This is a genomic window from Pseudanabaena sp. PCC 6802 (assembly GCF_000332175.1).
Classification (GTDB): Bacteria; Cyanobacteriota; Cyanobacteriia; order Pseudanabaenales; family Pseudanabaenaceae; genus PCC-6802.
Map to the genome: position 1 here is coordinate 2,231,913 of NZ_KB235914.1, position 20,780 is coordinate 2,252,692.

General features: G+C 47.7%; 16 protein-coding genes and 2 pseudogenes. 12 read left to right on the forward strand and 6 right to left on the reverse strand.

The window, feature by feature from the left end; genetic code table 11:
- Nucleotides 1-111: 111 nt before the first annotated feature.
- From PSE6802_RS0115770 to PSE6802_RS0115780, 3 genes are read right to left on the reverse strand one after another with little or no spacing between them, the layout of a single operon-like run.
- Complete coding sequence (locus PSE6802_RS0115770; RefSeq protein ID WP_019501016.1) at nt 112-1,992, reverse strand: GTPase family protein; 1,881 nt, start codon at nt 1,990-1,992, stop codon at nt 112-114.
- On the reverse strand, nt 1,989-3,224 hold the full coding sequence (locus PSE6802_RS29210; protein ID WP_019501017.1) for a GTPase family protein: 1,236 nt from the start codon (nt 3,222-3,224) through the stop codon (nt 1,989-1,991). The genes PSE6802_RS0115770 and PSE6802_RS29210 overlap by 4 nt, the downstream gene beginning before the upstream one ends.
- Nucleotides 3,225-3,262: 38 nt before the next feature.
- The gene (locus PSE6802_RS0115780; RefSeq protein WP_019501018.1) at nt 3,263-3,838 is read right to left on the reverse strand and encodes a Uma2 family endonuclease; all 576 of its coding nucleotides are present in this window, start codon (nt 3,836-3,838) and stop codon (nt 3,263-3,265) included.
- Nucleotides 3,839-3,904: 66 nt separating this feature from the next.
- On the opposite strand from PSE6802_RS0115780, the gene PSE6802_RS0115785 reads away from it, so the two are divergent.
- Genes PSE6802_RS0115785 through PSE6802_RS33525 form a run of 3 tightly spaced genes read left to right on the forward strand, consistent with a single transcriptional unit; the run spans nt 3,905 to nt 7,230 of the window.
- Nucleotides 3,905-5,392: a mechanosensitive ion channel domain-containing protein gene (locus PSE6802_RS0115785; protein WP_019501019.1), complete on the forward strand. Its 1,488-nt coding sequence runs from the start codon at nt 3,905-3,907 to the stop codon at nt 5,390-5,392.
- A gap of 22 nt (nt 5,393-5,414) precedes the next feature.
- On the forward strand, nt 5,415-7,094 hold the full coding sequence (locus tag PSE6802_RS31190; protein WP_019501020.1) for a tetratricopeptide repeat protein: 1,680 nt from the start codon (nt 5,415-5,417) through the stop codon (nt 7,092-7,094).
- Entirely contained in the window at nt 7,078-7,230 is a 153-nt protein-coding gene (locus PSE6802_RS33525) for a hypothetical protein (RefSeq protein ID WP_156815551.1), read from the forward strand. Before PSE6802_RS31190 ends, PSE6802_RS33525 begins: the two co-directional genes overlap by 17 nt.
- A 138-nt stretch (nt 7,231-7,368) precedes the next feature.
- Here PSE6802_RS33525 and PSE6802_RS0115800 read toward each other — a convergent pair whose 3' ends face one another.
- On the reverse strand, nt 7,369-7,908 hold the full coding sequence (locus PSE6802_RS0115800; RefSeq protein WP_019501021.1) for a phosphoribosyltransferase: 540 nt from the start codon (nt 7,906-7,908) through the stop codon (nt 7,369-7,371).
- A 320-nt stretch (nt 7,909-8,228) separates the two neighbouring features.
- Here PSE6802_RS0115800 and PSE6802_RS0115805 point away from each other — a divergent pair, with 320 nt between their 5' ends.
- From PSE6802_RS0115805 to PSE6802_RS0115820, 4 genes and pseudogenes are all read left to right on the forward strand, one after another.
- A complete protein-coding gene (locus PSE6802_RS0115805; protein WP_026103332.1) occupies nt 8,229-9,950 on the forward strand; it encodes a diflavin flavoprotein in 1,722 nt (573 codons plus the stop codon).
- Nucleotides 9,951-10,177: 227 nt separating this feature from the next.
- Nucleotides 10,178-11,134: a hypothetical protein gene (locus PSE6802_RS0115810; RefSeq protein ID WP_019501023.1), complete on the forward strand. Its 957-nt coding sequence runs from the start codon at nt 10,178-10,180 to the stop codon at nt 11,132-11,134.
- Nucleotides 11,135-11,290: 156 nt separating this feature from the next.
- Nucleotides 11,291-12,997, forward strand: a complete 1,707-nt coding sequence (locus PSE6802_RS0115815) for a diflavin flavoprotein (RefSeq protein ID WP_019501024.1) — start codon at nt 11,291-11,293, stop codon at nt 12,995-12,997.
- 224 nt (nt 12,998-13,221) lie between these two features.
- Nucleotides 13,222-13,650 (forward strand): annotated as a pseudogene (locus tag PSE6802_RS0115820) (PmbA/TldA family metallopeptidase); the annotation flags it as partial.
- A 58-nt stretch (nt 13,651-13,708) separates the two neighbouring features.
- On the opposite strand, the gene PSE6802_RS0115825 reads toward PSE6802_RS0115820, so the two are convergent.
- On the reverse strand, nt 13,709-14,842 hold the full coding sequence (locus PSE6802_RS0115825; RefSeq protein WP_019501026.1) for an aminotransferase class V-fold PLP-dependent enzyme: 1,134 nt from the start codon (nt 14,840-14,842) through the stop codon (nt 13,709-13,711).
- 175 nt (nt 14,843-15,017) lie between these two features.
- Here PSE6802_RS0115825 and PSE6802_RS34270 point away from each other — a divergent pair, with 175 nt between their 5' ends.
- The 4 genes and pseudogenes from PSE6802_RS34270 to PSE6802_RS0115835 all read left to right on the forward strand — a co-directional run bounded on the left by PSE6802_RS34270 (nt 15,018) and on the right by PSE6802_RS0115835 (nt 19,264).
- A complete protein-coding gene (locus PSE6802_RS34270) occupies nt 15,018-15,332 on the forward strand; it encodes a hypothetical protein (protein WP_193372411.1) in 315 nt (104 codons plus the stop codon).
- A gap of 81 nt (nt 15,333-15,413) precedes the next feature.
- Nucleotides 15,414-15,521: pseudogene (locus PSE6802_RS35855) on the forward strand (Uma2 family endonuclease); the annotation flags it as partial.
- A gap of 122 nt (nt 15,522-15,643) precedes the next feature.
- Nucleotides 15,644-16,207 (forward strand): helix-turn-helix domain-containing protein, encoded by a 564-nt coding sequence (locus PSE6802_RS0115830; RefSeq protein WP_019501027.1) that lies wholly within the window; start codon nt 15,644-15,646, stop codon nt 16,205-16,207.
- 12 nt (nt 16,208-16,219) lie between these two features.
- Entirely contained in the window at nt 16,220-19,264 is a 3,045-nt protein-coding gene (locus PSE6802_RS0115835) for an ABC transporter transmembrane domain-containing protein (protein ID WP_019501028.1), read from the forward strand.
- Between the two features lie 64 nt (nt 19,265-19,328).
- On the opposite strand, the gene PSE6802_RS35390 is transcribed toward PSE6802_RS0115835, so the two are convergent.
- Nucleotides 19,329-19,463, reverse strand: coding sequence for a hypothetical protein (locus tag PSE6802_RS35390; RefSeq protein ID WP_263970359.1), 135 nt, complete (start codon nt 19,461-19,463; stop codon nt 19,329-19,331).
- 125 nt (nt 19,464-19,588) lie between these two features.
- On the opposite strand from PSE6802_RS35390, the gene PSE6802_RS0115845 reads away from it, so the two are divergent.
- Nucleotides 19,589-20,755: a putative HlyD family type I secretion protein gene (locus PSE6802_RS0115845; protein ID WP_019501030.1), complete on the forward strand. Its 1,167-nt coding sequence runs from the start codon at nt 19,589-19,591 to the stop codon at nt 20,753-20,755.
- Nucleotides 20,756-20,780: the final 25 nt, after the last annotated feature.

Genomic DNA, 20,780 nt, shown 5'->3' on the forward strand with positions numbered 1-20,780 from the left:
ACGGCTATATAGCCATAGACAGATCTGTTAGGACAGGGGGGGTGTGGGCACAGCCCCCACGCAGGGGTTCTACCCCTGCACCCCGTCCTAAGCCTAGTGGCTACAGCTATACTAGCTGCGCTGTTGCCGATAAAAATCAAATCGTTGCTGAAGTTCTTCTGGTTTTCGAGCTTGAGTCAAGTACTCCACTAATGCTTGTCCCAACGCCCAGGCATCGTCTTGAGGAGAAGTCGAGTATTTCATCAGGAGAGGAGATAGCGAACTCCAGTCGATGTCTTGAAAGAAATTGAGATTTGGTTTGAAGAGTTTGTACAAGTCGCACACCATCAATACCTTCCCAACAATTGCGGGAACTTGTTCCACGGGGATATTCCCAAGCAACACTGAGAGCGCTGCCATCCCTCGCAATTGGAACAGCAGCCCAGCGCCCGCACTTTTAAGCATAGATGCGACATCTTGCCCCACGGACAGATTCATAGCACGGCGATCGATGAGTTTAGCTGCTGCCGTGGCTTGAACGTTTGCGCTGTTCGTCCAGCGCGCTACGCGGGCTTGTCTTGCCGGATCTAGATTTTCGATGAGTAGATTTGATAGTGCTTCGACGTTCCATTCCGCCCTACCCAGTGTCGGATCGGTGGTAACGACTGGAATCACCCGATCGCACAGGTCGCGTAACACTTCAGCCCGATAAAGGACGGCATCGCGGATAGCTATCTCTTTGGGGCGAGTGCCAAATTGCCAATCGTAGGGGGTCTGCCACTCTCGCACCGGACGCAAGCGATCGACCTGTGTAACCGCAACCATCGTGGGAAGATTCTCAACTCTAGTCTGCACGGCCTTGAGAAAATCCGCATCCATTTGGAGGGCTGGCTCTAAAGCAGGGGTAGCCAGAATCAATGCATCAACGCTGGCGGCGAGATGCAACACCTGTTCGCGCAGATCGGGGCGATCGACCTGCTCGTAACCGGGGGCATCCCACAGTACGATATCGTCTTGCCAGGTAAATTTTTGGCATTCGGTGGTGTTGGGTAATAGATCGACTGCTGCCAGTTGCTCCTGAAACAAGCTATTAATCAAACTACTTTTGCCAGCCCCAGTGCGCCCGACCAGCAGTATTTCTACGGGCTTTTGCTGAATCTCATCGATGGGTTGAGCCTGTTCTAGAATCTCTCGTAGAGTCTGGGTTTGCTGGCTGGAAGGAGAGAATCGATCTGTCAATGGCAGATCGGCGTTGCCATACAGGGCAACCGATCGCTGGGCGAGATGCTGGAACGCATATTCTCGCGCTACTTGGCCTAAATTTGCTAGTAACTGCTGTTTGGCGCGATCGCTGGTACTCTGGCTGGCCTGTTTGGCTAATGCTGCGGCGGGATTTCTTATCCATAACGACCAATCCCAGACCTGGAGAGCTTTTTGCAACCAGGGAGAGAATCGTCCGTATTTTTCGTAAGCTTCATAGGCTTGACCTACAGATATCTTGTTCAGTAGCGGTGAAAGACCGTGCATCCAACGATCTAGATCGTCAACGGTGCCTCGAATCAGGCCATAGGCTTGGGGAATATAAATATTGAGCAATGGATATTTGATGTCGGGGTAATAAACCTGGGCGATCGCGCTAACCAAGCCATGACAGCGCTGCCAAAAGGTTTGCATGTCTTCCCATACGGGCTTATCAGCACGCGACACTTGTACGACATTTTTTAAGATGACTTCCACTTGCCGGACTTTATCGGCACCATCACCGGACTGAACGGGTAATTTATCCGCAAATTCTTGCCAGTCAACGGAAAATTCTTCCCGTTGCGCGATCGCGGTGCCCGTCCATTTTGTCAACAACCAGAGCCATCCTACGAATAGAACGATCGCCAATCCCCAAATCCAGGAAATTCCCCAAGCCTGAATTTGAACCCCAGCCGCAAACAGCAAAAACAACGCGATCGCGGCAAGCGGTAAAATCAGTAGCGCAATTTGCCAGGGCTTTAATACAATCATGCCTTCTCAACCTGCGCGATCGATGGGGATAGGTTAGATTTCTTATACTGCTCCTGTTTTGTGCGGAAAGCCTCCTTCATGACATCATTTACCCTTTCCAGGTTAGGTTTCTTGCCCTGCATTAACTCTCCAAAGTAAAAACAGGCGGCCTCTCCCAACGCCCAGGTATATGCCGCTGCCCAGGATGCTGCCACAACGCTGCCAAACCCCGGCACGAATTTGATTAGCTCTCGACCCAAGGTTTGCGCGACAAAGCCGCCACCGATGGAGGCGATCAGTCCGCCCGCTTGCGATGGACTGAGGGTTTGACCGTATAAATTGCCTAACAGCACCACCATTGAGACTTGCGTGGCGGTGAGAACTGGCATGGTAGCAAACGGTAAGGGTACAGCAGCAATGGTTGCTGCTAGCACGGCATAGGTTGATAAGTAGCGCAGTGCCACGCCTTTGTAGAGATGACCCAACTGTTTTTGCAGATTTTGCTCGCGGTCAACCAGTTCCCGAAGCATTTTGGCTTCTGCTTCAGGTAGCAGATCGGCGATCGCATCTCGTAATGCATCTAAACCATAAAAGACAGGATCGAACCCATCCTCCTCCAGCGTGAAGTCAATTAAAACCGCGCGATCGTACAGAACGCGCTCCTTTTTTGTCGAGCCAAAGTCTTTCTTGAGAGCTGCAAATGCTCTAGCGATCGGTTCCGAGGCAGGTGGATATTCTGCACGATCTGCGTTTGGAGGATACAACAGATGCAAACAGGTGACGGCTAAAATACAGGGAATTGCAGGGAACCGTTGCCGCAGTCCTTTAATGACCTGTAGCAGGGCATCGTTAGCAAAATCCGTAATTTTGACGGTTAAGATTAGAACTCTGGCTCTGGGGCTTTGCTCTAGATCGGTACAGAGTTCCTCGATTATTTTTTGCGTATTTCGATCCGCATCGCCCAATCCGACTGTATCGATAAACGTCAGAATAGGGAGATCGCTAGAAGGGTAATCGTAGCGCTGGGTGTGTTGGGTGTGGGGTCGAAAACCCTGCCCTACTATGTCGGCGGAGACCCCAGTTAGACCGCGAATAATCGAGCTTTTCCCAGATTGCGTTTTGCCAACTAATACCACTTCTATAGTCGATAGGCTGTCTCTGACGCTGGCTAAGATCTCGGCAAGTTTCTCATCGCTGACCCAGAACCGATCTTTAAAAAATTGCGAGACTTGCTCAAAGGGATTAAAGCCCATAACTTTGAAAAATTGCGACAAGTATTTTTGCTATCACTTCAACTCAAGATTTGGGCCAGATCGAGGACAAATCCAGGCAATACATCCTCGCCCGATAAGCTGGTAGGAGCAAATAAAACTTCCACATCTTTCCCAGGACGATAGATTTCTGCGCGCTGATTTTTAGGATCGAGCAACCAGCCCAAGCGCACGCCATTCTTGATATATTCCTGCATTTTTCGCTGCAATTTCTCCAGATTATCCGTCTCAGAGCGCAATTCCGCCACAAAGTCGGGAGCCATAGGGAGAAACTTGGCCGGATCGCATTGCAGTGCTAGCAATCGCTCTCGTCTCACCCAAGATGCATCAGGCGAACGATCTGCGCCATTAGGCAAGGTAAACCCTGTTGAAGAATCAAAAACCAGTCCCGTACCGTCGGCATCCGCCCAATTACCCAAACGCTGGTTCAGTTTGCTATTGCGATTTCCGGTTCCCCATCCAGTTGGCGGCATGACAATTAATTCCTCTTGGGCAGTACGTTCGAGACGGAGGTCGGGATTGCTCTGACAAAGCTGCAAGAACTGCTCGTCTGTTAATTTGATACTAGGGCTGAGGTTAATAGTAATAGCAGTCATATGCAGTATCTTTTATTGGCTATGCCTAGATAATATGGTAACACCCTGCTTGAGATTGACTGAATTGTGGATACTCAACTACAGCAACTCCTGACTGCGATATTGCAGTTTTTTACAGCGCCGCTGTTTCATATTGGCGATACGGCGGTATCGCTGAGCCTGACTTTAGGTGTTTTAATCGCGCTGTTTGTAATTGTTTTCTTAGTCAGTATTTTCAAGAATTTTTTGCGATCGCAGCTCTTAGTCAAGTTAGGCATGGATGAGGGCAACCGCGCCGCGATCGCCACGATTGTCAGTTATAGTGCTGGCACGGTGGGATTTATTATCGTCTTGCAAAGTATTGGCTTAAATTTAGCTTCTTTGGCATTGGTGGCAGGTGGTTTGGGGGTTGGGATTGGCTTTGGTTTGCAGGATCTAACTAAGAATTTTGTCAGCGGCCTGACATTATTGCTCGAGAGAAAGATCAAAGTTGGCGATTTCGTGGAATTTGAAGGACTATCCGGGCATGTAAAAGAGATATCGATCCGTTCCACGTTAGTGCGCACTCTCGATGGTAGCGATGTAATCGTTCCCAATAGCTTTCTGGTGGAAAATCGACTGGTGAATTGGAGCTACGATAACTATGCGGGACGAATTAGAATACCTGTGAGAGTCGAGTTCGACACAGATCCGCTACTCGTGACGGAAATACTGGCAAGGGTTGCCCATAGCGAACCCGATGTCGTTCATGCCTATCCACCGGAAGTTCTGTTTAGGGGTTTTGGTGATAGTTCGTTGCAGTTTGAACTGTGGGTGTGGATTAAACGCATCGATCTCGAAGCGCAGATTAAAAGCTCGTTATATTTTCGGATCAATCGCGAGTTGTGTCTCAATCGCATTAAGGTTCCATTTGTACAGACAGAAATGTGGTTAAAAAATCCTGAAGAACTCATGGCCTATGGGAGTAAGGTTGAAGATGTGCTGAAAATGCGGGGCTTGGAAGCTCAAAGCCTGGAGACCCACAATCTGGAGGCTCAGGGATTCGAGAGTCAACCTGGATCGCCACTCTATTTAAGGGATATGCTGCGTCAGATTGCCTACTTCCAGAACTTTAGCGATCTGGAACTACGGCAACTAATAGAAGTTGGCTATCGCAGAAGTATTAAAGCCGGAGAGATTCTGTTTCGAGAAGACGAGCCAGGGGATGACTTTTATATTATCCTCTCCGGCAGTTTAGATGTAAAGTTACTAAAGCTAGATAAGCAGCTTGCTACGCTCAAGAAGGGAGATTTTGTGGGGGAGTTGGCACTCATGCTAGATATCCCCCGCACCGCCACTGTAGAAGCGCTAGAGGACACTACCCTATTCGCGGTTAACCGCAATGGGCTGACCAGGTTGCTGCAAAGCTATCCCAATCTAGCGGAGTCGATCGCGCGGGAAATATGCAAGCGACAGGAGGAATTGGCTTTGACTCAAAAGCAACTCAGAAAACTCGGTTTGGCAGACGCGCCAGAAGATGGTAAGAATCTACTCCTGTGGGTGCGCCAGCGTTTGATCGGTTTATTTGGTTTGTAGTTTAATCGTGAGGGGCAGAAAAATGAGCGAGACCAAAAATTTGGGAACTGAGGACGTGCAGAAAAATGGGGAACGGATATCGATTCAGCAACTGATACAGGAGGGTATCCAATTAAGTCAAGATCGTCAATTAGAAGCAGCGATCGCTAAGTTCGATGTTGCTCTCGACATGGACTCGTATCTGTACGAGGTATGGAACGAACGCGGTGTTGTCCTGGAGTTGTCAGGTCGTTACGATGACGCGATCGCCAGCTATGACAAAGCCTTAGCGGCTAACTCCGAATACGCCCAGGCATGGTACAACCGAGGTAATGCGCTGAGTTATCTCGATCGCCATGAGGAGGCGATCGCCAGCTATGACAAAGCTTTAGCCTCCAGACCGGGGTTTTATGAAGCGTGGTACAACCGCGCCCTGGGATTAGAAAAGTTAGGACAATACGAACAAGCGATCGGCAGTTACCGCAAAGTGATTGGCCTTAATCCAGATTTCTACGACGCTTGGAATAATTTAGGGATTAACTTGGAAAGGCTAAATCGCCACCAGGAAGCGATCGCGTTTTACGATCGCTCTATCGCTATTTACCCGGACTTTTATATTGCCTGGTACAACCTGGGCAATACATTGCGGATTTTGGAACGCCACGACGATGCGATTAATTGCTACGAACATGCGATCGCCATCGAGCCGAATTATCCTGAAGCTTACTGCAACCTGGGACTTACCCTCGAACAAGTGCATAAATTGGAACCCGCGATCGCTTCTTATCAGCAAGCGCTGGCGCTCCGACCGGACTACCCGGAAGTGCGAAAAAATCTTAGCCTGTTGCACCTGAAACTAGTACCGCGCTGGCACTTTGCCATGCTCAACGATCGGCAGCGCAGCGATCGCTACGATCGCTCAATTGCGAAGCTGGTAGAACCCAACTCTGTCGTACTCGATATTGGTTCTGGATCGGGGTTGCTTGCCATGATGGCAGCAAGAGCAGGGGCACAGCAAGTAATTAGTTGCGAAGTCGTCCTGCCGATTGCGGATATCGCTAGAGAAATCGTGCGCGTTAATGGACTGAGCGATCGCATTGCGATTGTAAATAAGAAATCTACCAATATGGTTGTAGGTATTCATATGCCGACCAAAGCCGATCTCCTGGTTTGTGAAATCTTTGATGTGGGCTTGCTAGGCGAAGACGCGATCGCTACGATTAAACACGCGCGATCGCATCTATTAAAACCCGATGCTAAAATTCTGCCTCAACGCGCTAGGGTCTATGGCGTTCTGGTCGAAAGTCCACAATTGCTTGATGAAGACCGCGTTCAGACCGTCACTGGCTTTGATGTCAGTCTCTTCAATACATTCTCATCAACACCAGCCTATCTGCAAAGACAACTCCACCACTACCCCCACAAAGTATTATCGGAGGTGTTTGCAGTATTCGATTTTGACTTTGCGGGCGAGGATATCCAATCGGAAGAACGGACGATAGATGTAAGAGCGATCGCGGATGGCGAAGCTCAGGCGGTTGTATTCTGGTTCCGCTTGTACTTGGATGATGAGATTTTTATAGATACCGCTCCCGAAGCAGACAGCCATTGGATGCAGGCGGTGCAGCTACTGGAGACTCGGCTGCAAGTTTCTCAAGGCGAAGCCTACACTCTACTCGCTAGCCACGACTGTAGAAATATCTGGTTTGGGAATCTCCGATAGTAAGGGTTTAGCATTTGTCCGACAGTCTACGCATCAAACGCGAGCATTACTGACAAATCTCAATGCGATCGCTCCTGATGCGATCGCTCGTCTGTCCATCACCTGCTTCGCCCTATTCCTCTCGTGGAACCGATAGTAAGGGTTTAGCATTTGTCCGACAGTCTACGCATCAAGCACAAACATTGTTGACAAATGCTAAACCCCTGCGTCCCCTGCGTCCCCTGCGTCCCCTGCGTCCACCGTCCACCGTCCGCCGTCCACCATCCATCATCCGCTATCCGTCATCCGCCATCTCCGATAAATCCATATGCTCGTAGATCTCAAATGGTTGATGGATCCAGGGCGAGTCGGGTAGGTAATCTACATAAAAATCTGGAGCAATTGCAGAACAGGCTTTGTACCAAATTACGGCTGTCTCGATCGCTTCAATTTCATATACGTCATGCTGTTTTAACCATTGCAATGTTTGTGCTAGAGTCGTACCCGAGTCCACCAGATCGTCAACTAAAAGCACCCTACTGCCCAATTTTTGGGTGGTCATGGAGATGGTTGGAGAGAATGTAATTGCGCCTCTAGTGCGATCGCCCGTACCGCCATAGGATGACACGGACAAAATTGCTAAGGGGAGTTTGTACAGGCGAGAGAGCGTATCGCCAACACGCAGACCGCCTCGTGCTAAGCAAAGTATTTGATTAAATTCCCACCCAGATTGATAGATCTTGTAGGCAAGAGTTTCGATTTTCTGATGATATTCCTGCCAGGTAACGCTAATTTCTGACGTAGGCTCTGATACGGGTAATTTAGATTCAAGCATTTGTAAAGTTTACAAGTGAATTGACCAGATTTTTATTAATTGTGCGATGTTGTTATCCGTAGGGGTAGTGCCTTGTTCCTACCCTTAGGGTTCAGGGCAATTTCCTATGACAATTCTTATTTATTTCAGTGCATTCTATTAAGAAATAACCAAAGATAGATGACAGAATATATCTCAAGTAGTATTGAATAACGCAATTGCCAAAGCTAATACAAACCATTGCAATTGTTGATTAGACGAAGTTTATTACAAGTACTAAACTAAAAGAAAGAAAACTTAATAAACAGTTAATTTATTCGCGATCGCCGGAGGACAAAATCATGGCAGCTCTCACAGCCCCTACTAAAACGAGCAGGTTGACGATGCAAACGGTTGAAATTGCCTCTGATACTACTGCTTTGCGATCGCTGGACTGGGATCGCGATCGCTTCGACATTGAGTTTGGCTTGCAGAACGGCACTACATATAACTCTTACATTATTAAGGGCGAGCAAACTGCACTAATCGATACCTCCCATGCCAAATTTCGCCAGCTTTACATGGATACGCTCGCCGGGCAAATCGATCCCGCCCAAATCGACTATCTGGTTATCAGTCACACGGAACCCGACCATAGTGGCTTAGTTAAAGACGTGCTGGCACTCGCACCGCAAGCAACGGTGGTTGGTACCAAAGTCGCCATGCAATTTTTAGAAAATCTAATACACGAGCCTTTCACGCAAAAAATCGTCAAAAATGGCGACCAGATCGATCTCGGTAACGGTCATATCCTCCAGTTTGTGATGGCTCCCAATCTCCATTGGCCGGACACAATGTTGACCTTCGACTTCAAAACTTCCATCCTCTATACCTGCGACGTATTCGGGATGCATTACTGCGACGAGCATACCTACGACGAAGATTTAAACAAGATCGCGCCGGACTACCGCTTTTATTACGATTGCTTGATGGGGCCGAATGCCAGATCGGTACTGGCAGCCATGAAGCGCATGGACGAGCTACCACCATTAGATACGGTGGCAACTGGGCACGGGCCTCTGCTGCGCTATAACCTCAAGGAAATGACCGAAAACTATCGCACCTGGAGCCAAGCTCAGACCAAGGGTGAAACGATGGTAGCGGTATTTTATGTCTCCGATTACGGCTATAGCGATCGCCTGTCGCAAGTCCTAGCCAGGGGTATTGCCAAAACTGGGGTTGGGGTCGAGATGATCGACCTCAAGGCAACGGACATGCAGGAATTGCGCGAACTGGTAGAAAAATCGGCAGCCCTGGTAATTGGCGTGCCGCCCGCATCGCTGGCTTCCGCCCAGACCGCCCTCGGCGCAATTTTTGCTGCTGCCCATGAAAAGCAATACATCGGTTTATTCGAGTCATTTGGCGGTGAAGACCAGTCAATCGACCTGCTTAATAACAGATTTAAGGATTTGGGCCTAATTCCCGCTTTCCCCATGATTCGCGTCCGCGAGGCTCCGAGCGAATCGACCTATCAACTCTGCGATGAAGCCGGTACGGACTTGGGGCAAATCCTCACCCGCAAACAAACGATCCAGCACATGAAGTCGCTAGACGTGGACATGGATAAGGCACTCGGGCGCATAGCAGGTGGGTTGTATATCATTACGGCTAAGAAAGGCGATATTAGCAGCGCCATGCTGGCCTCATGGGTGTCGCAGGTGAGCTTCAAGCCTTTAGGCATATCGATCGCCGTAGCTAAAGATAGAGCGATCGAATCTTTTATGCATGTGGGAGATACCTTTGTCCTGAATGTATTGGAAGAAGGCAATTACTCCAAAATCATGCAGCATTTCTTGAAGCGGTTTGCACCCGGTGCCGATCGCTTTGAGGGCATCAAAAATTACCCAGCCCAAAATGGTTCCCCCATTCTGGCTGATGCCCTGGCATTCATTGAATGCGAAGTAGTTAGCCGCATGGAATGCAGCGATCACTGGATCGTCTACGCCACCGCCGAAGCCGGACGCGTATCGGATCCAGATGCCTTGCCCGCTGCCCACCGCCGTAAGGTAGGCAATCACTATTAAAGCTATTAGCTATTAGCTATTAGCCTTTTAGATTCGTAGGGTGGGCAATGCCCACCTTACTTCTCTCCCTCCTCTCCAAGAAGAGGGGAGCCAAACCCCGATCGCGCACGACCCTGGCTTATGACGCTCTGAAATAGCTAAAATGACGGGTATGTTTCTTGACAGACGAAGTTTTTTGCGATCTGTTAAAAACAAATATACGGAATTGAGATGAAGGAGCACGATCTATGTCTGTCAATCAACAAGAAGTTCTATCATGCTTTAAGGTACTGGTGTACATGGCGAAGGCGGACGGTCAGGTTTTGGATGAAGAGTCTAGCAGTCTGGCTCAGGCTTTCGGGGAGATCGAATTACCCGAGGGAGTCACGATCGAAAGCCTGTTGAGCGAAGAAATGAATGTAGATGAGTTGCTCGCACAAATTGGCAGTACGGCGGCGCAGGAACTGGTTTACCAGTCTGCCTATACCATGGCTAACATTGATGGGAACTGTAGCGTTGAAGAGCAAGCGCTTTTAAACAAAATCGCTAACACTTTCACAAAATTCGATCTGTGGCAGAAAGAGGAAAGAATTCACGATTTGCAATGCAGGGCTGAAAGATCCTCTTTCTCCAAGCAGGTTAAACAGATTGCCGATGCCAAGAAACGAGAGATTGAAGTCGATAACGAAATTAGAGACTATTGCTTCCTCAACGCCGTACTAGGTGCTTTCCCATTCCCAGGGATCGCGATCGCCGTCGATCTATACATCTACTGGAGCCAGTTGGATATGGTACAGGATATTGGCGAGCGCTGGGGCTACGATCGCACGCAAGCCGACCTCAAAAAAGCCTTCTTTGGCAGTATTGGTTGGACGGGTGCCCGCATTGCGGTGAGCAACCTGGCGAAACTCGTACCCGTATTTGGCAGTGCTGTCGGTGCAGCTACGGCTTTTACCACTACCTGGGCAATTGGCAAGGTTGCTAACCAATACTTTGCCAGCGGTTGCCAAATGGATGCCATGAGCCTCAAGCAAGCCTTTAAGGCAGCGAAGAAAGAAGGAGAAACAGTATATAAGGAGAACGAAGAGGCGATCGCCGCGAAGCAAAAAGAACTGGAGCCACAGATGCAGGCTCTCAGCGCCGATCTCGAAGCGGGTCGGATTACCCAGGAAGAGTATCAAGTAAAGTTGAGAGAATTAGTTTAAGGAGATTTCCAAAGGTCTAACTCTCATACGCTCAAGGGGCGCAGGGGCGCAGCCCCGGTTTTGGTTCTATTCTCCTCTCCCTTAGGGAGAGAGGTCAGGAGAGAGAGCTTCCAAGCCTAATCTAACCATTCAATTCAATCTAAGGATACACAGCAGATGACATCGACTAAACCTCGTGATGTTCAGGTATTACCAATCGGAGCGGATACGCTTGCCATCCGATCGCGGAGTTGGAATCGCCTGCGATTTGAAATTGAGTATGCCCTTGAAAAAGGGACGACCGCTAATTCGTTCCTGATCCAGTCCGAACAAACTGCTCTGATCGATCCTCCTGGCGGTACGTTCACTGAGATTTTTTTAGAGGAACTACAGAAGCGCTGTCCCATCGATCGGATCGACTATGTAATTTTAGGGCATGTCAACCCGAACCGGATCGATACGATTAAAGCTCTACTGGTCTTGAAAAACCATATCACGATTATTTGCACCAATCCTGGTGCGATCGCCCTGCGCAACGCCATTCCCGATGGAGAACTGAATATCAAAGTAGTGCGCGGTGAGGAATTATTAGAGCTAGGCAAGGAACACGTCCTGCAATTTATCTCTACTTCCACGCCGCGCTGGCCGGATGCTCTCTGTACCTACGACAGCAAAACTAAAATCCTCTATACCGATAAACTTTTCGGCGCGCATGTCTGTGGCGATCAGCTATTTGATGAGGGCTGGCAGCACTATTTGCCAGATCGCCGCTACTATTTCGATTGCTTAATGGCAAACCAAACGAAGCAGGTCGAAGTTGCGCTCGACAAGATCGCGGATCTACCCGCTAGCTTCTACGCGCCCGGACACGGCCCCATGCTCCGCTACGGACTTCATGAGTTGGTCAATCTTTACCGCAAGTGGAGTGAAGTTCAAAAGCAACAAAATATTTCCGTAGCATTGCTCTATGCCTCTGCCTACGGCAATACCACTACCCTTGCCGACGCGATCGCGCGGGGCATTACCAAAGCTGGTGTCACGGTGGAAGCAATCAATTGCGAAGCGGCGGCACCAGATGAAATCAAGGCAGCGGTGGAAAAGGCATCCGGCTTTGCGATCGGCTCGCCCACCCTGGCCGGGCACCTCCCTACTCAAGTGCAAACTGCCCTGGGGATTGTAATTTCCACGGCACCTAAAGGCTCGCCCGCTGGAGTGTTTGGCTCCTTTGGTTGGAGTGGCGAAGGCATTGACATCATTACCGACAAACTCAAAGATGCAGGCTTTACGATCGCGTTCGAGCCAATTCGCGCTAAATTCAAACCCACCGATGCCATGCTCCAGTTCTGCGAGGAAACAGGCACGGATTTCGCCCAGAGCCTGAAGGTTGCCAAAAAAGTGAGGAATACGCTCAATCCTGGCAGTACGGTCGAGCAGGCAGTGGGACGGGTGATTGGCTCTCTCTGCGTCGTGACGACCAAAAAAGGCGATGTCACAAATGCCATGCTGGCCTCGTGGGTGTCTCAGGCTACTTTTAACCCACCAGGGCTAACCGTCGCCGTGGCAAAGGAACGGGCGATAGAGTCGCACATGCATGAGGGCGATCGCTTTATTTTGAATATTTTGGATCAGGGCAAACAGGTACGCAAAAGCTTCATGAAAAAGTTTGCACCGGGAGAAGATCGCTTCGCTGGACTTAATACCCAAGAGGCGCAAAACGGAGCGCCAATTTTAACCGATGCCCTCGCCTATTTGGAGTGTCAGGCTACACAGAGGATGGAATGCGGCGATCACTGGTTGGTGTACGCGGTAGTCGAAGGTGGCAAAGTACTACAGGATAACGGTTTGACCGCAGTCCACTATCGCAAATCGGGAGGATATTATTAGGAGCTAGCCGCTTTGTGGCAGCGAATAGGCAAAATGGCTGAGGGCTAAGTTTAACAATCTGGGTAATTTCTATAGTAAGTCTCGGATAATTCCTCATAGCGTGGCAAAGGTATGAAGTTGCCGCGCTATTTTTTTGCCTAATTCGCTGGGTGGAGAAACTCCCCTATGGCAATTTGTTAGAATGCCAACATACTACCGAGCATATTATTAGGTATTGACGACTTATGCAAGACCAGTTGCAAACGGCGATCGCTCCCTACTGTAAGTCAGTTGACTATTTAGAAGTGCGGCTAGAACAGAGCGAGTCCACCAGTATTTCGTTTCAAGGACCGCAGCTTCATGCCGTAGATCGCAGTTTTGGTCTGGCTGGCGGTATTCGTGCTTGTCACAATGGTGGCTGGAGTTTTGTCACGTTTAACGATCTGTCCGAGTTACAGGATCGCGTCGAGCAGGCTATTTCTCAAGCCAAGTTAATCGGGAAAGAAACTACGCAATTAGCTTTTGTAGAGCCTGCGATCGCCGATGTCAAAGTAGAGCTAGGTAACGATCCGCGCAGCATCTCGCTAGATCGCAAGCGTGAAATCGTGGAGGCCTATAACCAGATGCTTCTAGAGTTCGATCCGAGAATTCAAACCACAATACAAAGGTTTTCCATCTTTCACTCAGGTAGTTCGACCTGTTTGCTGTTTGCTGTTTGGTATATAGCTGAGCCTATAGCCACAAAGCCTCGGCTAACAGGCGGTACTCAGATGGTTCGTTATAAACCTGGGCGGATATTCTGACCCACACACGATTGGCAAAGTCAATCACCGGGACTTCAATGCGGTGCTTTTCCCATAGATAGTCATGTAGGGCTTTAGCGCCTGATTGAGCTTTCTTTGTCGGTACCTGTACTGCTGTCATTGCACCGATCGCACTTGCAGTTATAGGGGTATGTCCGCCCCAGGCGTGGTTGAGTACCTGACCAGCCCAAACTGCCAAGCTGTGATTGTGTTCGTAGATCCTCGTCACGCCAAGGTTGCGGGCAAAGGCGATCGCCTCCGTGATGGCTAACCAGGCGCTAAAGTCCCGCGTGCCCGTCCAATCAAACTCTGCAAGATAACCTTCGCCGAAGCCGTGGGAAATTACGGTGGGGTGCATTTCTGCTTGCCATGCGGGACTCGTCCACAAAAAGCCGCAACCTTTGGGTGCAAATAGCCACTTGTGGCAGTTGCCAACATACCAATCGGCACCTAACGCTTCGATATTCAGGGGCATCATGCCTGGCATGTGCGCTCCATCGACCAGAACGGGAACTCCATGCTGCTTGGCCAGGCGAATTATTGCTGCCACGGGGAATATCAAGGCAGTGGGAGAGGTGACGTGATCGATCGCGAGCAACTTAACTTGAGGACTGAGGGCGGCTGCGATCGCATTAGTTATCTCTAACTCGCTGCTAATCGGGAAAGGCACCCCTACCTCGATTAATTTCGCCCCTGTACGTTGGCAGATAAACTGCAAGGTTTTACGCACCGCACCGTAAACGTGGTTAGTAATAACAATTTCATCGCCCGTCTGAAATGACAGCGATCGCACCACTGCATTAATCCCAGCCGTAGCGTTTTCGACGAAGACGATATCTTCGCCTTTAGCGCCAACAAAAGTAGCTAACTCGGCGGCAGCATGTCTGAGCGCCTCGGGTAGCTCTTGCGTCATAAAGCGCACTGGTTGTTTTTCTAGCCGTTGCTGCCACTGTGTCTGTGCCTCAAGGACGACTTTAGGCGTGGCTCCAAACGAACCATGATTGAGAAATACGCAATTATCTTCTAACAGCCATTGCGATCGAATCGACTTACCAAACTGCATAACTGCTAAGTTATTTAAAACTGCGTACGATCCCCAGTTTAAAGGAAATTATATATAGTCGATTGTATTCTATAGCTCTTACGCGATCTGACTTTGATATAGGGGACTGGGAACCCCCTAGAGCCACTGCCGCGTTCCACCCCTGCACCCCGCCCTAACATGACTTTGTAGTGCTATGACTGTACGATCGCTTGAAGAAGCAGAACGACAGACTCCCATTCCAGGTAGTACTATGTACGTCCGCGTTTCCTGTCAAAAGACTCAACTTTCTTCTGGAACTGTAGTGCGGATATCTAGAGCCTGGGAGGACTACTGTGCCCTGCGCGACAGCCGAGGCGATGGCTCCATTCCTCGCATTAAGTATAGCGGTTTTCAGATCGGAAGGAGTAGGGGGGTTGGGGGCGTTGCCCCCAAGAAGGGGAGGCAGGGCGGTCTTGGGGGTTCCCCGCTAGAGCCACTGCCGTGTTCCACCCCTTCACCCCAAAAATAAAACCCGTTCTCAATTGAAAAACGCTATATCAAAATGGTGAAATTATCCGATGAGTCCGCTTCCAATATTGTGAAGGCTTGACTAGATAGCAAAACCCTTAAACAAGAGGCTTTTACGCCAATTACAATGGACATTTCCATCGAAAGAGGTATCGAGCCGGATTACTGCTTCTACATTGATAACTGGCAATATAGAACACAAGTCCCATTAAAGTGTTCTTTGTATTCCCAAACACTTCTCTTTGTTTAAGTTACGGTTAACGGAATCTTAAAATTTGCATTAAAAGAAGTTTTGGGTATAAAGTGAAACCTATGGAAAATTCAGGTCAGTGCTTAACCCCATTTCAGCGCAAGCTGCTGCTGAAGACTCTACCAACAGAACTGCGACCGGAATACCGCCGTCGCATAGAAATCATGCTGCTTGCAGATATAGGACAATCTCAAACACAAATCTGTGGAAAATTGGGTTGCGCGCACGAGACGGCACGATATTGGATGGCTATGGCACAAACGGGGCAAGCTCACCAATGGAAAAATCGCCAAATTGGCCGCCCTAAGACAGTTAACGAGCAATATTGCGATCGCTTGAAAGAACTCGTAAGCCATAGTCCTCGTGAATATGGCTATTCATTCCAACGCTGGACAGCTCAATGGTTAGGGAAGCACCTGGAAAAAGAACTGGATATTAAAGTTAGTAATTGTCATATCAATCGGTTACTAAAACAAATGGGTCTTTCGACACGAGCAAAACCTCGCACAAATGAGGAATTAGACCAAAGTGCAGCAACTGATAGTTCCAATCTTGAGATTCGCGATCTAACATCTGCCAGTGTGCCAGAGCCAGGAGAACTATGGCTATTTAATTCAATTCATTAAGATTTTCTAACTATGGCGCAAGAATTACCTTCTCTATTTTTCGAATATCTAACAAATGCTCTAGGACAAGTACTTTCAGAACAAGTGTTCGATCGATATATTGCCCAAATTACTGTTCTGAAACCCTCAGCAGGTAAACTTTTCTGGCAGACAGACAAATCCGAACCAGGAATACATATAGTCATAGAGGGAAAGGTAAGACTTCTACATCACACCGATAACTTAATTGCAACAATAGAAGCAGGTGGGTGCTTTGGTGAAAATACTCTGTTCCCGAGTAGCTCCTTTCAGCCTTACTCCGCCAGAGCTTCTGTCAACGTCAAACTTCTTTTTCTTCCCGCTCCATTGTTAAAGGATCTGATCGGCAAATATCCCACCATTAAGGAACACATTAAGCATCAGGCAATACTGCGCGATTGGTTGCTACTATGTCCCGAAATTGCTGCGATGCAAAAACTACCAGGTTTAATGAAAGCGCTATCACTCCTGGAGAAACACGAGCTGCCGAATGGGCAATTACCAGATGCACTGCAAAATCAAAAACTATGGTTTATGCGACGCGGTCAACTCCTCAATACTTCAGGGCAAGAGTTGCATATTGGATGTATTTATGCACCCTCTCAACAGAAGGCAATTTCATGGCAAGTAGTTCAAGCTTCGGAACTTTATATTCTCTCAAGCGATAGATGGGATGAAGCACTAAATTATTGTCCCCAGTTCGATCGTCTAGTTTCATCGAGGAACTTATCAAAAGGATTAAAGGAAAATTTTCACTTAGAAGAGATAGAGCCGCAGTTCACAACCACACCAGAACCCGAGATTCAACCAAAGAGTCAAAAAAAGCTTGGTAAAGCCTACTTCCCTAATCCCACATTGCAAGTTGGCCATTTGTGGCAACGGGTAATTCGACGCTATCCTTTCTTTCAGCAACAGAGTGCCTCTGACTGCGGTGCGGCCTGCCTCGTGATGGTTAGCAGGTACTGGGGTAAGCATTTTAGCGTCAATCGATTGAGAGAAATTGCCAATGTTGACCGTAATGGAGCATCATTGCGAGGACTAGCAGCAGCAGCAGAAAGCGTCGGTTTCACAACACGGCCAGTAAAAGCCAGTCTTAATAAACTGGCAGAACAGAATCTTCCCGCCATTGTGCATTGGGAGGGAAGGCACTATATCGTGGTCTACAGGGTGACACGCGATCGCGCAATTGTTTGCGATCCTGCAATTGGTCAACGGGTTCTAACACATACAGAATTTCTCTCTGGTTGGACTGGTTATACATTGTTACTTCAGCCCACAGCTCTATTGAGAAATACTGAGGAAACCAAACAGTCTTTCTGGCAATTCTTTGAGTTGATAAAACCCCACCGACTCATACTGTTAGAGGTATTTATTGCTTCAATTCTCATCCAAATCTTTGGACTAGTCACACCGTTATTTACACAATTACTACTAGATCGCGTTCTAGTGCAACGGAGCGATTTAACTCTAACGGCTGTAGGAATAGGATTACTTATTTTTAGCTTATTTAGAGTTGCTATGACTGGTTTGAGACAATATTTTCTAGATCAGACGGCAAATCGAGTGGATTTAGCCCTAATTGTCGGTTTTATTAGTCATACCTTTAGATTGCCCTTAAAATATTTCGAGTCTCGCTATGTGGGAGATATCATTTCCCGCGTCCAAGAAAATCGTAAAATTCAGCGATTTTTAACGGGTGAAGCACTCTCAATTATTCTCGACCTGTTGACAGTATTTATCTACGTAGGATTGATGTTTTGGTACAGTTGGAAAATGGGACTGCTTGTGCTAGTAATTATCCCTCCATTTGTATTGCTTGCCCTATTTGCTACCCCTTTTTTGCAACGCATTTCGCGAGAAATATTTTCTGCCTACAACGAAGAAACTGGATATCTAATTCAAGCCTTAACTGGTATTCGTACAGTTAAGGCTCTTGCAGTAGAGCAGACAGTAAGATGGCGATGGGAAGAGTTTTTTGGGAAATCTATACTGAAAAACTTCTCTGGTCAGTCGATCGGTAACACATTGCAAATCTTTAGCTCTACAATTGAAGCAGTAATGACAACGATATTACTGTGGTTTGGTGCTTGGCAAGTAATTCAGAACGAACTAACAATTGGGCAATTAATTGCTTTCAATATGCTACTCGGGAATGTAATTAATCCCTTCAAGCGATTGATTGTGCTATGGAACGAACTACAGGAAGTGATTATAGCTGTTGAACGTATAAATGATGTGATTGATGCTGACCCAGAAGAAGACTTGCATCACCAGGCTCGGCAATTCCTCCCTCCAATTAAGGGATTTATTCGTTTTCTCTCAGTTACTTTCCGATACCATCCAGAAAGTGATGTTAATACGCTGGAAAATCTTAGCTTTGATATTCAACCAGGACAAATGGTGGCACTAGTGGGACGCAGTGGTTCTGGAAAGACGACGATTTCCAAGTTGCTTTTGGGTCTATATCCACCTACTAGTGGCAAGATTTTGATTGATGGCTACGATGTTTCTACTCTTTCGTTGCGATCGCTCCGTCAGCAGATTGGTGTAGTAGACCAGGATACCTTTTTGTTTGGTAGTACTATTCGTGAAAATATAAGCTTAGGCCATCCCCAAGCAACTCTGGAAGAAGTTATTGAAGCTGCAGAACAGGCTGGAGCGCATCAGTTTATTAAGGAACTACCAATGGGTTATGAAACCCAAATTGGGGAGGGAGGGGGGATGCTTTCTGGTGGACAGCGACAGCGTCTTGCGATCGCCCGTGCGCTTCTCGGAAATCCGAGATTGCTAATTTTAGACGAAGCAACCAGCAACCTGGATGCTGAATCTGAACGCATTATTCAAACTAATTTGAACAAAATCCTTAAGGATAGAACGACGTTGGTAATTGCCCATCGTCTTTCAACAGTAAGGAATGCTGATTTAATCCTGGTATTAGACAGAGGCATATTAATCGAAAGCGGTAACCACAATGAGCTAATGGCTAAATGCGGCCACTACTTCTACCTTAACCAGCAACAACTTGCTGTAACAGTTTGAACAAAATCAGTTGGCTTGATTTTTCCAATTGCGATGCGATCGTTGATATTAATTTGCTTACTAACTATGCCAAACCCATTGAACTCACCAAATCAGAGCGATCGAAACGGAAGTTACCAGAAAAATCCGGATCTTCCTGATGAAATATTGGACTCAGCAAGTCATAATCAAATAACGCTTTTAACTGAAGTAACATCATCTAAAACTTCTGATAACGATTGGTCGAGCTTAACTCAAGAGCTAATCGATACTCTTCCGAGGGTGTGGACAAGGGGACTACTTTATTTTCTAGTTGCAATTGTTGGGATTGTTCTACCCTGGGCCATGCTATCTAAAGTTGATGAAACTGGTAGCGCTAGAGGACGACTGGAACCAAAAGGTGCTACCCAAAGACTCGATGCCTCGGCATCTGGAACAGTTGCCCAGGTGCGAGTAACTGAAGGGCAAATAGTTAAGGCTGGTCAGGTAATGATTGAATTGGAATCCAATGTTCTTCGCACCGATATCGAACGGGCAAAGATGAAGTTAGAGGGGCAACTAAATCGGCTGTCGCAGTTAGAGGTGATAAAAAATCAATTGGCGATCGCTATTAGTGCCCAAGAACTCCAAAACCAAGCACAAGAATTAGAAAAGCAGGCTCAGATAAATCAAGCCAAGCAAAACCTCAGTGCTAACAAAACTGCATATACTTTAGCCGAAAATCGTTTTACCAAAGATACAATAGAGGTTGAACGCTATCGCAAACTATGGAAACAGAACGTAACGCCAGAAGTTAAAGTAGTTGAGATGGAACGCGCAGCAGAGGAAAGTCGAAGGTTGCTCTCAGCAGCTTTAGCTGAGATTCAACAAGCTGATTCTCGCTTAACGGAGCAGCATAGTAGCTATCAAAGTCTGATCCAGGCTGGTAAATTAGCAGTACTGAAAAGCGAGCAACAACTTAAAGATTTGCAAACGCAGATCGCATCCCTTCAAGCCGAAATTTCTCAATCCAAAAGCGAGATTAAATCCCTGGAATTTCAGTTGGCTCAGCGAACATTCCGCGCACCAACTGAAGGAACAATTTTTCAGCTTCCCATCCAACGTGCTGGCACCGTAGTTCAACCAGGCCAGATGGTCGCTCAGATCGCCCCAAAAGGATCGATTTTAATATTTAAAGCCCAAATGCCAATCCCTGAGAGTGGTTTTCTACGTCCGGGAATGCCTGTTAAGCTTAAGTTTGATGCTTATCCATTCCAGGACTATGGAGTAGTACAAGCAAAATTACTAAAGATATCCCCAGATTCTAAACCCATACAAACACCGCAAGGTCAAGTAGAAATGTTCGAGCTAGAAATTGCCCTCGATAAGGCATATATCCAAAACCGAGATAAGCCTATAGCCTTGGTGCCAGGTCAAACGGCAACAGCAGAAGTAATCGTCCGGCAACGCCGTTTGATTGATTTTGTTCTAGATCCCTTCAAGAAGCTCCAAGAAGGTGGCCTAAAACTTTAGCTCCAATCAACGCGATCGCCGCATT

Coding starts and splice junctions, on each gene's coding strand:
- PSE6802_RS0115780 (WP_019501018.1), bottom strand. CDS start 3,838: ATGACTGCTATTACTATTAACCTCAGCCCTAGTATCAAATTAACAGAC.
- PSE6802_RS29210 (WP_019501017.1), bottom strand. CDS start 3,224: ATGGGCTTTAATCCCTTTGAGCAAGTCTCGCAATTTTTTAAAGATCGG.
- PSE6802_RS0115810 (WP_019501023.1), top strand. CDS start 10,178: ATGTCTGTCAATCAACAAGAAGTTCTATCATGCTTTAAGGTACTGGTG.
- PSE6802_RS0115805 (WP_026103332.1), top strand. CDS start 8,229: ATGGCAGCTCTCACAGCCCCTACTAAAACGAGCAGGTTGACGATGCAA.
- PSE6802_RS31190 (WP_019501020.1), top strand. CDS start 5,415: ATGAGCGAGACCAAAAATTTGGGAACTGAGGACGTGCAGAAAAATGGG.
- PSE6802_RS0115800 (WP_019501021.1), bottom strand. CDS start 7,908: ATGCTTGAATCTAAATTACCCGTATCAGAGCCTACGTCAGAAATTAGC.
- PSE6802_RS34270 (WP_193372411.1), top strand. CDS start 15,018: ATGACTGTACGATCGCTTGAAGAAGCAGAACGACAGACTCCCATTCCA.
- PSE6802_RS0115845 (WP_019501030.1), top strand. CDS start 19,589: ATGCTATCTAAAGTTGATGAAACTGGTAGCGCTAGAGGACGACTGGAA.
- PSE6802_RS0115835 (WP_019501028.1), top strand. CDS start 16,220: ATGGCGCAAGAATTACCTTCTCTATTTTTCGAATATCTAACAAATGCT.
- PSE6802_RS0115815 (WP_019501024.1), top strand. CDS start 11,291: ATGACATCGACTAAACCTCGTGATGTTCAGGTATTACCAATCGGAGCG.
- PSE6802_RS35390 (WP_263970359.1), bottom strand. CDS start 19,463: ATGATGTTACTTCAGTTAAAAGCGTTATTTGATTATGACTTGCTGAGT.
- PSE6802_RS0115825 (WP_019501026.1), bottom strand. CDS start 14,842: ATGCAGTTTGGTAAGTCGATTCGATCGCAATGGCTGTTAGAAGATAAT.
- PSE6802_RS0115830 (WP_019501027.1), top strand. CDS start 15,644: ATGGAAAATTCAGGTCAGTGCTTAACCCCATTTCAGCGCAAGCTGCTG.
- PSE6802_RS0115770 (WP_019501016.1), bottom strand. CDS start 1,992: ATGATTGTATTAAAGCCCTGGCAAATTGCGCTACTGATTTTACCGCTT.